Below are 14,556 nucleotides of genomic sequence, written 5' to 3' on the forward strand. Positions count from 1 at the left end.
CACCAACACACTCCAAAGTTACAACTAAAAACATCTAACAATCTCATACCTACATCAAACCCAATGTTCTGGCCCTGGCCACTGCATGCGTTCTACGCATCACCCCCAATTTCATATAGATTCTTCGGACATGAGTTTTAACGGTATGCAACGAAAGGAAAAGTTTTTCTGCGATTTGTTGATTGGAATCACCTGCCGCAATCAACACCAAGACTTGTAACTCTCGCTGACTCAGTGAACTTTCAGCTTCAGATTCGGCTACAACTTGCTGCTTTTCCTCCAGCACATTTGTCCGATCAAATATGTTCGGCGAGCGCAGGGTGACCTGGCGTATCAGCAATTGCGCCTCCGAGCGCCGTACGATCTTCAACGCGCATTCCACATGCTCAACCACCCGTAACGACTCGCTGTGCAGCAATGCCACTTCGGCCAGGGCAAAATGCAACTCCGCCTCAAGTGTCTGCGCCCCGCACTTGCGGGCTTTATCCAGCAACACCTGAAGTTGCTCCGGGAGATCACTACCGCGTTGCAAAGATGCCGTGGCCAATATCAGCAAATACTGAATACGCGCAATCAGTTGAACCGTCGCCGGAGGTGCCTGCAACGCGTTCGGCGGTTGATAGTGGCGCAGCACCCGGCTCAACGCCTCATGTGCCAACTGCGCCCGGCCCTGCTGCAGCCAGATCTGGCTACTGACCTGTAACAACACACCACGGTAAACCGTGTCTGGAATCCTGCGCTGCTGCATCAACCGCTCGGCCTCGTGCAAGCGCTCGAATGCTTGCGTGTATTCACAGTGGTTGGCCGCTATCTGCGCCAGCCCCAGATAGCCGAACAACACCCGTTTATCGTGACTGCGCAGACAATCCTCCAGGCCACGTTTGAACAGAACGGCGGCTTGCTCCTCCAGCCCCATGACCAACGCCAATCGACCACGACGCAGGGCGATACGACCGAGCAGCGGCGATGGACGCTCAGCGCGCTGGCCAAGTAACTGCTCGATGCTCAGTAGCAGGTTGTCAGCGCGGGCTGGAGCACCACGCTGCTCAAGCAACTGCGCGTGATCAAGTTCCAGCAAGCCTTCAAACAGCAAGGAGCCTTGTGCTCGCGCCAGACACAACGCTTCGCGGCTGATGGCGTGCGCTTGTTCGAGTTCATCACAGAGCAAGGCTTGTTGAGTCAGCCCTGACAGGCACAGCAGCCTTGTGGCCCAGGCATCGCCATCGAGCGCTTCCAGAGCTTGCTGAAAGAGTTCGCGCGCAGGCGTCATACGCCCCTGCAAATGCATCAGCCAGCCTTGTTGCGCTTGCCAGCGTGCAATCAGTTGTCGTTCCAGTGCCGCCGAAGGTTGCGGCATGAACCTCGCCAGGTGCGCGATGCACTGCGTGGCCTGTTCAAAACGGCCGGCAAACAGAAGAGCTGCGGTAATCAGCCCAACCAACTGCGGTGATCCCAAGGTCACTCCTTCGCCCTGAGATTCATGCAGGCGCAACAACAGCACCACCGTTTGCTCTTCAAAAAGATGCTCGAAGTTGAAGTGCTGCAACAGACTCACTGCCGTTTCGAATTCCTCGGCAAGCAACGCCTGCTCGAAAGCCGAGCGCCAGTCCCCGGCAGCGGCGAACCATTGGCATGCCCGACGATGCCATGAGCGGGCCGCAGGCCAGCGCTCATCGCGCATCACTTGAGCCAAAGGCGCAAAGATCTGCAACCACTGGGACGAGTCATTCCAGGGTTCGATGAAGCAACCCAGCGTTTGCAGGGTGCGCAGGTAGTCCGCGCCTTCTCCGGCACCGAACAAGTGCTCACACAACTCCGCATTGAAGCGCGGCAGATTCGCCAGTACCCGCCAGACCTCGGCCAACTCGGGCGTCAGGCCGCTGAACAATTCGTGCTGCAGATAATCCAGCAGCGTTTCCACCCGTTGCTGCGGTTGGAGGGTCTGCGACCAGTCGCATTTTTGCAGCAGCGCCATGCGCACCCCGGCGCACCAGCCACCGGTTCGATGAACAATCCGCGCGGCCACACTGGCAGCCTGCTCCGCGGACAGGTGTTTTAACGCCAGGGTGATTTCTTCCGGGGTCAGCGCCAGCGTCGCGCTTTCGCATTCAAACAATTCGTCGTCCAGCAGCAACCGTGGCCAATTGCACTGGGGACGTCGACGCGTGCCGATCCACCAGATCAATGCCGGGCTGCTGCGCGCCAGCAAGCGGTCCAACAATGCATCGAGAGCCGGGTCGGGGAGCCGACAATAGTCGTCGATAAACAGCCAGGTGGGCGCTGACCAGCGTGCCAGTGCCGTCGCCAATTGCGCCTCATCCATTGCTGCCAGCCCCAATGCCAGACTCAGCCGCCGACAGAACTCCTCCGTACTCAACGACACGCCCATCAGTGGCAGCCAGTGCACTACACAGTGTGCCGGTGCCTGTGACAAGCATTCGGAGAGCAACGCGCTTTTGCCACTGCCGGGCGGCGCGCAGATCAGCCTGATCCGCGCCACCGATGTCAGTAGCGGCTCACTCAGCCGAGGCCGGAGTTGATGATGGGAAGAAAGTCTGGGCAAGAATCCGGGGCGATCCAGACAGGCAGTCATAGCGGTCATCGGGTGAGCCTTTTTATCGTTGTGCCCTCACCCTAGCCCTCTCCCCAGCACTTGTTGACGAGTATTCAGCGCGCTGATTGACGTCCATAAAAAAGGCGACCGAGCGGTCGCCTTTTGCCTCGCCTGTGTATCACAACCGTTACCGCACGCCCTCTGCGCGCAAGGCCGCTGGCGTGTAGTCGGCAGCCTTGGCTTCGAAGCCGAACTCGAAACTGTGCTTCTCTTCGTTCTTCATGCCCAAGGCAATGTAGCGACCGGCAATGATGTCGTAGAGCGCTTCGAGGGTGTAGGCCTGCGCCTGGTGATCGTAGTAGTACTGAGCGTGACCTTCGGCGACACGCCACAGTTGCCCGCGACCGTCGTAATGGTCCGCCAGCGCCACTTGCCAGCTGTCTTCATCGATGTACATGTGACGCTTGGCATAGATGTGCCGCTCGCTCGGTTTGACCGTGCCGATCACTTCCCAGACGCGGTGCAGTTCGTAACGGGTCAGGTCCTGATTGATATGGCCGGCCTTGACGATGTCGTCGTACTTGAGCTTCGGCGAATCGAGTTTGTAGCTGTTGTACGGGATGTACATTTCCTTCTTGCCGACCAGTTTCCAGTCGTAGCGATCCGGAGCGCCGGAGAACATGTCGAAGTTGTCCGACGTGCGCAGGCCATCAGCGGCGGTACCCGGGCCGTCATAGGCCACTTGCGGCGCCCGACGCACGCGGCGTTGGCCGGCATTGTAGATCCACGCCAGACGCGGTTCCTTCACCTGATCGAGGGTTTCGTGGACCAGCAGCACGTTACCGGCCAGACGTGCCGGCGCGGTTACCGACTGCTTGAAGAAGGTCAGCACGTTGGCGGCTTTTTCCGGGTCGAGATCCTTCATCAGTTGCGGCACGGCGATCTCTTCTTCGAAGCGGATCGGCGTGTAGCTGCCGTTGGTCTGCGGGGTCACCTGGGTGATGATGCGCCGCAGGTTACCGCCGTGATATCGGGTGATGTGGTTCCACAACACCTCCACGCCAGTCTTCGGAATCGGGAAGGCGTAGTAGCGGTTGCCAGTGAAATTGGCCAGGCCATTACCATCGTTAATGCTGGTGACATTGAGCGCGCTGCGTTTGGCCGACTCATAGATTTCCGCTGGCACGGCGACCGTGCGGTGGGTCGGATAGACCGGGATCTTGTAGGTTTCCGGGTAGCGCTTGAACATCGCCACCTGGCCGTCGGAGAGCTTGTCCTTGTACTTGTCGACGTTGGAAGCAGTGATGGTGAACAGCGGTTTTTCATTGGCAAACGGGTCGGCGAGGAAGCCTTTGCTGTCCACCGCCCCGGCGTTTTTCGGGATGCCGCCGGTCCATGCCGGTATCGAGCCGTCAGCATTGCCGGCCTTCTCGGCGCCGAGCGGCGTCAGGCTGGTGCCGAGTTTATTGGCCTCCTCCGGCGACACCGCAGCCATCACGTTGGCCGCCAGCAGACTCAGGGCCAGCACACCACATTGCAGAATCATTTTGCGCATTGCATTCATCCTTCTCGGGCAGATCAGAAGTTCACGCCGAAGCTCAGGGCGACGAAGTCACGGTCTTCGAGGACGTTGTAGTCGCCACCGAAAAAGTCGGTGTAACTGAGGCTCGCGGTGTAGGTGTTGCGGTAGTCAGCATCGACGCCGACGCTGATCGCTTTCGCACCTTCGTTGAACAGGCCGTTGGGGCCATAACCGGCGACGTCATGCGACCACGACAGGTTGGGTTTGAAGTTGACCCCGCCGATCACGTTGGCGTAATCGAGGATCGCCCGGGCACGGTAGCCCCACGAGGTCGAGGTGACGAAACCGTCGGTATCACCACCGAAACCGTATTGGCCGTATACCGAGTCGCGGCCATAACGCAGCTCGCTGCGCGACTCCAGGCCACCGACATGCACCACCGCAGCTTCGCCGACCACGGTCAGGCGTTCCGCGCCCAACACCTGATCGAAAAAGTGCGTGAGGGTGCTCTGGATTTGCGTGACTTCCTTGCGTCGATAGCCTTTGTTGTCGGCTCCCGCAGTGGTAGCGATCGGCGAAGCAGCGCCACCGGCAATCGGGTTGAGCAGCGCCAGCGTCAGGTCGTTGGTGTTGACCTGCACCGGTGCATTCGGGCGGTAGCTGATCTCGCCAGTCCATGCCGTGCCGGTAGGCAATGTGGTGGAGAAACTCGCGCCGTAGAGGCGAATGTCTTCCGGGTACTCAAGGTAGTAACCACCGCGCCCGAGCATCACGCTCTGCGCCAGCCCGGAACCGCTGCCGGGTGCCAGGCCATTGGCGATCCCGACCATGCCCGGCAATGCCGCCAACGTCGAAAGACCGGCCGTGGTCGTGCCTACCGCCGGCGTACGGCTGTGGTAGTTCATGAAGTACAGGCCATATTCGGTGTCATCACCGAGCCAGCGCAACGCCGTCCCCCATTGCCCGGAATCCCGCGCATCACGGTCGCCGCCACGGGGAATCACCACCCCCTCACGGGTGACCTGAATACCTTGGCCAAAGGCCTGGGTCAGCGGCACAAACGGCGCGATCGCCGGGTTGCCTACGGTGTAGCCGTTGTTGCAACCGTCCGCCGCCACGTCGACCCCGAAGAAGGTGCCGCAGTTGTCGAGAACGGTCTGGTCCCATTCCAGTTGATAGAAACCTTCAACGGTCAGTTGATCGGTCAGGCCTTGTGAGCCAAACAGCATGTTGACCGGAATCAGACCTTCCTTGATCTCGGCTCCGGGGCGACGAAACGCCGACACGTCGATCGGGTTGATGCTGTTGATCGAGTTGCCGATAAACGTACTTTCGCCCCAGCTCACCACCTGCTTGCCCGCACGCACGGTGCCCGGCAGGTCGGCGATGGAATAGTTGTGATAGACGAACGCATCGAGAATCTGCGCACCGGAAGACTTCGCACCTTCCTTGCGGCCGCTGTCGCTGATCGGCTTGAACTCACGGTCTTCGTCTTTCAGCTCGAAGTCGTACCAGTACTTGCCGCGCACGAAGACACCGGTGTCGCCGTACTTGAGTTCAAGGTCGTGAATACCTTTGAAGATCTTCGAGAAGGTCTCACCCTTCTTGAAATTCAGACGCCCGTCATCACCGGTCGAGGATTGCCCGGTCCCGCCATTGACCGTGCCGACCAGCGACTTGTCGGCATCGCGCATGCCCCAGCTCGCACCGATCGACAGCGACGAGTCGAAGGTGCCCTCGATCTCGCCAATGTTGAACGCAACCGCGTGCGCCTGGGCGCAGCAACCCAAAGCCACCGCGGCGGCCAGCGCCTGCGGTGTGAAGATGGCGCGCATTGTTGTTTTTGTCATGCGTCTTCCCCGGTGAGTGACAGAAGGCCCCACCCTACTGCCGGGCAACCGCGTCGATAAGCGCACCAAGGAGGTATTCGTGTTGTCGCTCGAAAGGATGAATGGCCTTGAACGACGGGGCTTTGCGCCGTTCATGGATCGGCTGGATGGAAGATCATCAGTGCCGCGCATGTTGCACATCAGCACATGGGACTGTTACGTGCCCCGCAACAGTGCATGTCCGGAATCGGTATTTTTCCTACGTGTTCAACACCTTATTCTGAACGCGCTTTCACGGGACACGCCGCAAAGCACGAAGCCAGCTACGCTGAGGGACTGAAGCGACTGGCAACAGATTTCAGATAAATCGAAGACTTCGGTTTATCGCCCCGGTGTTCACTGACGTTGATTTGTAGCTCCTTGATCCAACGTCTTACCTTGGCCGCTGCGTTTGCAGCGGCCTTTTTTATGGGCGTTGAAAAAGTATTCCCTACTGCCTGCAAACACTTTCCGAGAACGACGTAAGACCTTTCCTGCGTCGCAGAAGAATTCTCCCTGCCTTGTTATTAGCCTGCGAAAACCCTCTCGAAACAACGCCCTGTTACTTACGGGTTTCTCAGATTCTGTAACCGCAAGTCTGATGTAACTTGAAACACCTCAACCCCTCGCTGGTGACACGGACGTCACTATCGGCCGCGCTGACTTGCCAGCGAGTTATCACGCACATTCAAAAGGACATGAATATGCAAAGACCTCCATTCTTAGACTGGATGAAACACGTATCGAGGTACCCGCCCCCGATAATTACGAGCCATTCAAAGAAAGCAATGTGGGTTACACCTACAGTGGAACGTTCGGACCTGCCGGCGCCAATGCGCAAACCCGCCAATTGATGTTCGAGACGCAAACCACCGTTGAACAAGAGTTCAACGCAAAATCCGTCTTAATACCTCAGTCCATCGAAGTGGAACTGGCGGCAATCAGACTGGAAGGCCCGACAAATCCTCTTCCGCCCGCTGCTGCACTGGCCCGCGAAGTGGGCGTCAGGAATACGCTGATTCACCGCAAGAGCGCAGAGTTTCAGAGGCAGACCGCGATCGCAAACCGCTTTTTTGGCAGCGATCCGCTGGGGAAAACCTTCCAGGATTACCTGAATCAGGCCTCCGCTATCCGCCGAACCAGCGGCGCGGGGGCCAGGAGTAGAGCGTTGTGGAGCGAGTCCTTCCGAGCGGCTCACGAAGCGCGTTTGCTTGGCCAGACACTGGCGCTTCTCAACCAGCAACAGGCCGACGTACTCAATTGGCTGGCCACCGTGCAGGCTCAGGATCAAGCTCAGGCGGCAGCGGCTGAGGCCCAGCGGTTGGCTGCAGAACACGCGCGGATTGCCGCAGAACAGCAACGTCAAAGAGAGCTGAAGCTGCACGTCAAGAGCAGGAGCAAATTCGTGCCCGTGAACAGGCGCGACTTGCCACGCTGGCGAAAAAGCAGGATCTGGATGCATACCTGGCAAAATACTCCGCCCAGTTGGCACGCATTCTTGCTGAAATGAGAGCTGAAGCTCAGGAACAAGCGCGAATCGCGGCATTGAAGAGCGCTTTAGCCGAAGCACAAGCAAAAGCTGAAGCAGCCGCACAGGCGTTTGCTGCCGAGCAGGCTCGTCTTCAAGCGCAAATGGAGCAGCGTGTAGAAGCGAACCAGCAGGAAGGTCATTCAGCAGAGATCCAGCATGTATATCCGGCTTCAGGAGCCGTGGCTTCAACCAGTCCGGTTTTGTCTTTTGCCTCCAAAACGATTCGTCTTCCTCCGGCATCGTCATCCGGGATTCTCAGCGCAATGCGCACAGGATTACTGGCCGTGAAGGCGGCAGGCGCTGCGCTGATCAGCGGTCCGGTGCTGGTAGGTTTCGCGGCACTGTTAATGCCATCACGCTTGGGCAACGGCGAACGCTTTTCCATGAGTTCCACTTGCGGAGTTGTCGCCGGAGTGTCCTCAGACATTGCGCGAAATAGCGGATCGGCAAGGCACATTAGAGCTGCCCGTGGGATTGGGCGTAAGGCGGGTCGGGGCTGGCGCGGAAATCTTCGTCGCCACAAGCGATGACTTCCATATCCGCTCGAGTGTGCTGGTTCTGAATGCGGCCTATGACTTGCTGAATGATGTTTATGAAGTAGCGCTACCAGATTCGCCGACGGACTTTCTGACCTGGACACCCGCTATCTCGCCGGGTGACAGCTCGACTGAATCGCCCGCGGTTGATGCGGATTATCCAGCGTATTCAGGCGTTCCAATTGTTCCGATTGAAGGACGACTGGATCTACATCCCGTGCTGATTGAGGGCTGGGAACGATTTATCATCGTGTTTCCCGATGACTCAGGGATTGCTCCGCTTTATGTGGTGTTCAGCAGTCCTTATGCGGGGGCAACCACCAAGGGTGAATACAGTGGCCGCGATTTCAATCCAGAGCAGGCTGGTGGGCCAATACTTGACCTGGATTGGCGAACGGCTGTAATCACTCAAGCCGGAATTGATGCTGTGAAACTGCATATCGCAAGGCTTGACCAATCAGATGCCAACGAAATCATGATTCAACGCTTGGAAAAAATTCTAAGAGGGCACTGGGAGTTCACCGATACGGATTTACGCTATTACACTCATGAAGTACGCGAACTCGAGAGGTTTCGCGCGCTGGGACTGGGTGACGATTTCAAGCCAGACAGAGAGTCGCCTCTTTGGAACAATGCGCATACGGCCACGCTAGAAGATTTCAAGCTTCGCGACGATGAGTCTTTGCTCTATTCCCAAGACGCCATTGCCGCTGCAGACAAACAAGATGAACTGTTTTTCAAGAATCTGTTGAAAGGAGGTAAGCAATGAGCATCGTCGAGCAAATAATAAAAAATGAATCTGTAGAAGATGTACTAACCGTGTTCGCACTCGGCTCCGCCATACCTTCCCTAGACAGAATGTTTGGGCGCTACAGGTACGAAGTTATTGCAAGCGGCGAACTTCTTGAAACCTATGCACGACTCTTCGAGCAAGGCGTTTTGGCCAATGGCAGCGGACCAGTTGCCGTCAAAGGGCCTAACTGGCGAGCGCCTAGGTTTATGACTGACAACACGTATTCTTAAGTAGCAATGCAGGCCACCAAGCCCAAGCTTGGTGGCCTCGTCACTTAAAGCGAATACTTCTGCAAATTCGCCATCATTTCCTTCAGCGCCTCAATATTGTCCTTCGGATGCGCCGCGCCTTCGAAATCGCAAATCTGCTGCCAGTGCGCCGCGACATCCTCCGGCGAGAATCCTGCGCGTGGATCAAAGCCGGCGCCGAGGCTGCGTTCCCAACGCACCTTGCCCATCCAGCCGCCACCGACTTCGAACAGTCCGGAGGTTTCCTGGCACTGCTCGCTGGCCAGATACACCACCAACGGGCTGACCAGTTCCGGTTTCAGTTGCTCGAACACTTGCGGCGGGATCAGGCCTTCGGTCATGCGCGTGCCGCCGGTTGGCGCGATGGCGTTGACGAGGATGTTGTTCTTGCGGCCTTCAATAGCGAGGGTGCGGGTCAGGCCGTAGAGGCCGAGTTTGGCCATGCCGTAGTTGGATTGGCCGAAGTTGCCGTAGATACCTGAAGTCGAGGCGGTGAAGATCACCCGGCCGTAGTTTTGCTCACGCAAATGCGGCCAAGCGGCGCGGGTGACTTTGTAGGCGCCTTCGACGTGGACGCGGTAAACCAGATCCCAGTCGGCGTCGTCCATTTTGTGGAAGGTCTTGTCACGCAGGATCCCGGCGTTGTTGACCACGACGTCGACGCGACCGAAGACATCAAGGGCGTTTTGCACCAGTTTGTCGCCGTCGGTGACCGAGTCGTGGTTGGCTTCGGCAATGCCGCCGGCCTCGCGGATTTCGGCGACGACGCGGTCGGCAGCGGAAGCATTGGCGCCCTCGCCCTGGGTCGATCCACCGAGATCGTTGACCAGCACTTTCGCGCCCTGTTTGGCAAACAACAATGCGTGGGCGCGTCCGAGGCCACCACCGGCTCCGGTGACGATGACAACTTTATCTTCGAAACGCACAGACTCATTCATCGCAGCAACTCCAGCAGGCCAGTATTGAGTCCGAGTGTCAGGCACAGGGCTTTTGGTCACAACGAATACGGCTGAGGCTGAATGGTGCGCGATAAGGTTGGGGGATGATGAAGGCGTCAAAAGATCAAAAGATCGCAGCCTGCGGCAGCGCCTACATTGAATTTGTGTAGGCGCTGCCGCAGGCTGCGATCTTTTGATCTTTCAGGAGCAGGCGACTTTGCGCGGTGGCAGCACAAAACGATCGCGAAACTCCAGATAATGCTTGAGCACCTGCACCGGCGCCTCGGTCTGTGGATAGTGGCCGATGCCCGGCAGCAACACCGTGTCGGCGTCAGGGATCAATTCACGGTAACGCTCGACCATGTGCGCCCCGGAAATCGGATCGACTTCGCCATCGATCACCCGTAACGGGATTTCACCGCGCTGCATCGCTGTCACCCAGCGATCACGCTGCACACGGCGTTCGGGAATGTAGCTGATCAACTTGTGCATGATCCGTGGCCCGCGATTGCTGTCGACCAGACTCCAGAAATCGTCCAGCTCGCTTTCGCTCGGTCGGGTTTGCGGGCCGAAGATCTGCCGGAAGCTTTTCACCAGCGCATCGCGAGTGAACGCACGACCGATCATCCAGCCCAACGGGCTGAGCAGCAGTTTCTGCATCAGCACCGGGCGATGGGTTTCCGGAAACAACCCGCCGTTGAGGAACACACAACTGGCGATCTCGATCTTGTCTTCGTAGTGCCTGGCGAGCAGTTCCTGGGCAACGCTGTCGCCGTAGTCGTGAGCAAGCAAGTGAACCGGTTGCCCGACCTGCAGATGCGCGAGCAATGCCTGCTGCAGGTCAGCCTGCTCCAAAAGGCTGTAGGTGTGATTGAGCGGTTTGGCCGAATCGCCAAAGCCGAGCATGTCGCAGGCAATCACCCGATATCGCTGGGCCAGGGGCTGCCACAGATAATGCCAATCCCAACTGGCGGTCGGAAAACCGTGGATCAGCAGCAGCGGCTCACCCTGCCCGGCCGTCCAGTAGCGAATCGGCTGGCCACGAAAGACAAACGTCTGGCTGCGTTTACGCCAGACACACAGAGGAATCTCGGCAAGAGGCATTAGAGTTTATATCCGGGGTCTTGTTTATCGAGTTTGCGCAGCAACGCTGGCCAGGCCAGCGCGCCACCCATGCCTTGAGCACTTTTGGTGACACCAGCGATCATCGCTTTGGCGCCTGCCAGGATTTGCGGTTCGATGGCGATGAGTTCAGCGCCACCGGTTTGCGCCATGACCTGAATGTCGCAGGCGCGCTGGAAGGTGAACATCATCAGAAAAGTGTCGGCGATGGTGCCGCCACAGGTCAGCAGACCGTGGTTGTGCAGCATCAGGAAATTGTTTTCGCCAAGATCGGCTTGCAGGCGCGCTTTCTCTTCATGGTTCAGCGCCACGCCTTCGTAAGCGTGATAAGCCAGGCTCGAAAGCACGAACAGCGACTGCTGGCTGATCGGCAACACACCCTGCTTTTGCGCCGACACCGCGACACCGGAAGCGGTGTGGGTATGCAGCACGCAAACCACATCGTGCCGCACTTCGTGCACGGCGCTGTGGATGGTGTAGCCGGCGGGGTTGATTTCGTAAGGGCTGTCCATGAGTTTGTTGCCGGCCTGATCGACTTTCACCAGGCTCGACGCAGTGATCTCATGAAACATCAGACCAAACGGGTTGATCAGAAAATCTTCGGTACCCGGCACCTTGGCGGAAATATGCGTGAAGATCAGATCGTCCCAGCCATGCAGCGCGACCAGACGATAACAAGCGGCGAGATCGACACGGGTCTGCCACTCTGCGGCACTGACCTGGTCTTTGACATTAAGGGACGATTGGACGGGGGCTACGCTCACTGTATGCACCTCTGCGTTCTTATTGTTCTGCACGTACGAGCAGTCTAGTCAGGCGCAGAGCATTGCGTAGTTGCATTGCCAGCCAGCTTGATGACTGAGCGGGTCAGCCAGGCAAACTCCTTGGATCCATGTCAAAGCCACGACGCCAACAAAGGCGCGGCAAACAGATTGAGCAACCCGGTCAAGACCATCACCAGCCCGGCGACAGAGCCTTCTTCGCCGCCCACTTCATGGGCCCGACTGACACCGGCACCATGCGCGCCAACCCCGAAAAGCGCACCGCGCGCCAAAGCACTGTGCAACGGCAACCACTTCAACAACACGCCACCGAGCATTGCCCCGAACACTCCGGTGAACATCACGAATACCGCCGTCAACTCCGGCACGCCGCCGAGGTCCTGCGCCAGCGGCATGGCGAACGGTGTGGTGATCGAACGCGGCACCAGTGACAGCGTCACCGAGCTGTCGAGCGCCAGCGCCCTGGCCAGCCCGAATGAAGTGCCGATCGACGCCGCACTGCCGGCAACCATGCCCAACAACAGCGCCGACCAATGCCGCATCAGCAAGTGCCGCTGTTGCCAGATCGGCACAGCAAACGCGACAGTGACCGGCCCCAGTACCCGCATCAGCCAGTGGGTATTGCTGGAATACTCGGCATAAGCGGTGTGCAACGGCACAGCCAGCGCCAATAGCAGGGCCGGCACCAGGATCAGCGGCGACAACACGTAGCGCCCGGTGCGCCGATAAATCCAGCGGCTGAACAGATACGCCAACAGGGTGAAGGCCAGCCAGAACATCGGCATCCATTCAAGCTTCATGGGAACGCCTCATGCGCACGGCAAGTTCTACGGTGAAAGCCGTCACCAGCATGACCATCAATGTACTGGCGGCGATCACCAACAGGATTCGCCAGCCGTCATTGCGCAACAGTGCGCCATAGTCGAGCAGGCTCATCAGCGCCGGAATGAAGAACAACAACATCTCGGCCATCAGCAACCCTGCGCCCAATTGCAGGGCGGCGGGTTTTATCCAGCCAAAGGCGAAGGCCAGCAGCAACAGCGCCATACCGATCACACCGCCAGGAATCGGCCACGCCAGCCAGACCGCGAGTTGGCAGCCGAGCAAATAGAGGCCGAGCAATACAGCGAGTTCAGCGAGAAGACGAGACAGATGTTTGAGCGGGACGGCGTTCATGATTTTGCTCCAGACAGGCGCTTATTCTACGAAGCGCCCTGCCATCCCCGAAGCGAATTGTTAGACTCAATACCATTCCAAAATGGAATCGGACAATGGAATTCAAACAACTGCGCAGCTTTGTCGAAGTCATGCATCAAGGCGGTTTTACCCAAGCCGCAAAAACCCTGCACATCAGTCAGTCAGCGGTGAGCAAACAGATCGCGCAACTGGAACAAAGTCTCGGCACGCCTTTGCTGGAGCGGCAGGGTTCGCAATTGCGTCTGACGGCCGCTGGCAGCGTGGTGCTGCAACGGGCCGAAGGCATGCTGCGCTTGCGCAACGAACTGCTCGCGGAACTGGACGACCTCAGTCATTTGGCACGCGGAGAGTTGCGTCTCGGTCTGCCGCTGCTGGGCAGTGACGCGCTGTTCGCCGGGCTGTTTGCCGAATACCGGCGACGCTACCCGAATATCAGCATTCAGTTGCTCGAGGGCGGTAGCCGCAATATCGAGCAGGCTGTGCTGAGCGGTGAACTCGAGTTGGGCGGCAGTCTGTTGCCAAAGGATCCGCAATTCGACTGTCAGCCGTTTTGCGATGAGCAACTCGATGCGCTGCTGCCAGTGGATCATCCGCTGGCAGCCCGAGGCGAGATTGGTCTGGAAGAATTGGCCGAGACGCCCTTTCTGCTCTATCAGCGCAGCTTCGTGCTCAACGACCGCTTGCTGCAGGCGTGCCAGCAACTGGGCTTTACGCCGAAGGAAGGCGGGCGCAGCGGTCAGGCGGATTTCCTTGCGGCGCTGGTGGCCGCCGGGCAAGGCGTGGTGCTGTTGCCCAGCGTGGTCGCACGCGGACTGGTGCGGCCAGGCGTGGTGCGCCTGGCCTTGCGCGCGCCGGATTATCTGCGTTGGGATATCGCCTTCATCTGGCGTCGCGGCGCGTATCTGTCAAAAGCGGCGCAGGCATGGCTGGCGCTGTTGCGCGAGCGTGGAATCAGCCCTTGAGCGTGTCGATCAACTGCGCCAGCCAAGGCTCGGCGTCGGTTTCCGGGGTGACGCTTTCGCTGGCGTCGATACGCAGCATCTCTTGCACTTCGCGCACACCCAGCTCGCCGAACAGTTCACGCATTTGCTCGCCACCGCCGCAGAAAGTGTCGCCGTAACTGGCGTCGCCCAAGGCAATCACTGCACCCGGCAAACCGAGCAGTGCGGCGGGCAACTGGTCGCGAATCGCTGAGTACAGCGGTTGCAGGTTGTCGGGCAATTCGCCCATGCCGGTGGTCGAGGTCACCGCAAGCAATGCTTCAGGGCCAAACGCCTGGATGTCGGCGAGGCTGGCGCGCGAGTTGTGGAAGGTTTCAAAGCCAGCGGCTTTCAACAGGTTCTGGGCGTGACGGGCGACTTCTTCGGCGGTGCCGTAGACCGAACCGGAGAGGATGGCGACTTTCATCAATCTGATCCTGAAACTGGAAAAAAAGAGCCGCGATAGTAACAGCCTCAAGCGCAAA

At 58.5% G+C, this 14,556-nt stretch carries 14 protein-coding genes; 4 read left to right on the plus strand and 10 right to left on the minus strand.

Translation table 11 applies throughout. The features are described 5' to 3' along the window. Positions 1-49: 49 nt before the first annotated feature. The 3 genes from H8F23_RS02950 to H8F23_RS02960 all read right to left on the minus strand — a co-directional run bounded on the left by H8F23_RS02950 (position 50) and on the right by H8F23_RS02960 (position 5,926). Positions 50-2,602 carry a LuxR C-terminal-related transcriptional regulator gene (locus H8F23_RS02950; protein WP_194933383.1) on the minus strand — a complete coding sequence of 851 codons (2,553 nt, stop codon included), beginning with the start codon at positions 2,600-2,602 and terminating at the stop codon, positions 50-52. 139 nt (positions 2,603-2,741) lie between these two features. Continuing rightward, the gene (locus H8F23_RS02955; protein ID WP_095125410.1) at positions 2,742-4,109 is read right to left on the minus strand and encodes a DUF1329 domain-containing protein; all 1,368 of its coding nucleotides are present in this window, start codon (positions 4,107-4,109) and stop codon (positions 2,742-2,744) included. A gap of 23 nt (positions 4,110-4,132) precedes the next feature. Further along, positions 4,133-5,926 (minus strand): DUF1302 domain-containing protein, encoded by a 1,794-nt coding sequence (locus H8F23_RS02960; protein ID WP_095049782.1) that lies wholly within the window; start codon positions 5,924-5,926, stop codon positions 4,133-4,135. Between the two features lie 808 nt (positions 5,927-6,734). Here H8F23_RS02960 and H8F23_RS28760 point away from each other — a divergent pair. Next, positions 6,735-7,454 carry a hypothetical protein gene (locus tag H8F23_RS28760; RefSeq protein WP_228759082.1) on the plus strand — a complete coding sequence of 240 codons (720 nt, stop codon included), beginning with the start codon at positions 6,735-6,737 and terminating at the stop codon, positions 7,452-7,454. Positions 7,455-7,611: 157 nt separating this feature from the next. Here H8F23_RS28760 and H8F23_RS28765 read toward each other — a convergent pair whose 3' ends face one another. Then, positions 7,612-7,860 carry a hypothetical protein gene (locus H8F23_RS28765; protein WP_228759083.1) on the minus strand — a complete coding sequence of 83 codons (249 nt, stop codon included), beginning with the start codon at positions 7,858-7,860 and terminating at the stop codon, positions 7,612-7,614. A gap of 41 nt (positions 7,861-7,901) precedes the next feature. Here H8F23_RS28765 and H8F23_RS28770 point away from each other — a divergent pair, with 41 nt between their 5' ends. Beyond that, positions 7,902-8,780 carry an S-type pyocin domain-containing protein gene (locus H8F23_RS28770; protein ID WP_228759084.1) on the plus strand — a complete coding sequence of 293 codons (879 nt, stop codon included), beginning with the start codon at positions 7,902-7,904 and terminating at the stop codon, positions 8,778-8,780. Next, on the plus strand, positions 8,777-9,034 hold the full coding sequence (locus tag H8F23_RS02970) for an immunity protein (protein WP_194933384.1): 258 nt from the start codon (positions 8,777-8,779) through the stop codon (positions 9,032-9,034). Before H8F23_RS28770 ends, H8F23_RS02970 begins: the two co-directional genes overlap by 4 nt. Positions 9,035-9,078: 44 nt before the next feature. On the opposite strand, the gene H8F23_RS02975 is transcribed toward H8F23_RS02970, so the two are convergent. From H8F23_RS02975 to H8F23_RS02995, 5 genes are all read right to left on the minus strand, one after another. Further along, positions 9,079-9,990: an SDR family oxidoreductase gene (locus H8F23_RS02975; RefSeq protein ID WP_194933385.1), complete on the minus strand. Its 912-nt coding sequence runs from the start codon at positions 9,988-9,990 to the stop codon at positions 9,079-9,081. Between the two features lie 201 nt (positions 9,991-10,191). Next, on the minus strand, positions 10,192-11,094 hold the full coding sequence (locus tag H8F23_RS02980) for an alpha/beta fold hydrolase (RefSeq protein ID WP_095125408.1): 903 nt from the start codon (positions 11,092-11,094) through the stop codon (positions 10,192-10,194). Next, the gene (locus tag H8F23_RS02985; RefSeq protein ID WP_077571168.1) at positions 11,094-11,876 is read right to left on the minus strand and encodes a class II aldolase/adducin family protein; all 783 of its coding nucleotides are present in this window, start codon (positions 11,874-11,876) and stop codon (positions 11,094-11,096) included. The genes H8F23_RS02980 and H8F23_RS02985 overlap by 1 nt, the downstream gene beginning before the upstream one ends. 131 nt (positions 11,877-12,007) lie before the next feature. After that, entirely contained in the window at positions 12,008-12,694 is a 687-nt protein-coding gene (locus H8F23_RS02990; protein WP_194933386.1) for an LrgB family protein, read from the minus strand. After that, entirely contained in the window at positions 12,684-13,070 is a 387-nt protein-coding gene (locus H8F23_RS02995; RefSeq protein WP_095049777.1) for a CidA/LrgA family protein, read from the minus strand. Before H8F23_RS02995 ends, H8F23_RS02990 begins: the two co-directional genes overlap by 11 nt. 95 nt (positions 13,071-13,165) lie before the next feature. Here H8F23_RS02995 and H8F23_RS03000 point away from each other — a divergent pair, with 95 nt between their 5' ends. Further along, positions 13,166-14,053: a LysR family transcriptional regulator gene (locus H8F23_RS03000; protein WP_194933387.1), complete on the plus strand. Its 888-nt coding sequence runs from the start codon at positions 13,166-13,168 to the stop codon at positions 14,051-14,053. Here the strand turns inward: H8F23_RS03000 and H8F23_RS03005 are convergent. Further along, positions 14,043-14,498 carry a flavodoxin gene (locus H8F23_RS03005; protein WP_093436056.1) on the minus strand — a complete coding sequence of 152 codons (456 nt, stop codon included), beginning with the start codon at positions 14,496-14,498 and terminating at the stop codon, positions 14,043-14,045. The genes H8F23_RS03000 and H8F23_RS03005 overlap by 11 nt on opposite strands. Positions 14,499-14,556 lie beyond the last annotated feature (58 nt).

This window comes from Pseudomonas neuropathica (genome assembly GCF_015461835.1).
GTDB lineage: Bacteria > Pseudomonadota > Gammaproteobacteria > Pseudomonadales > Pseudomonadaceae > Aquipseudomonas > Aquipseudomonas neuropathica.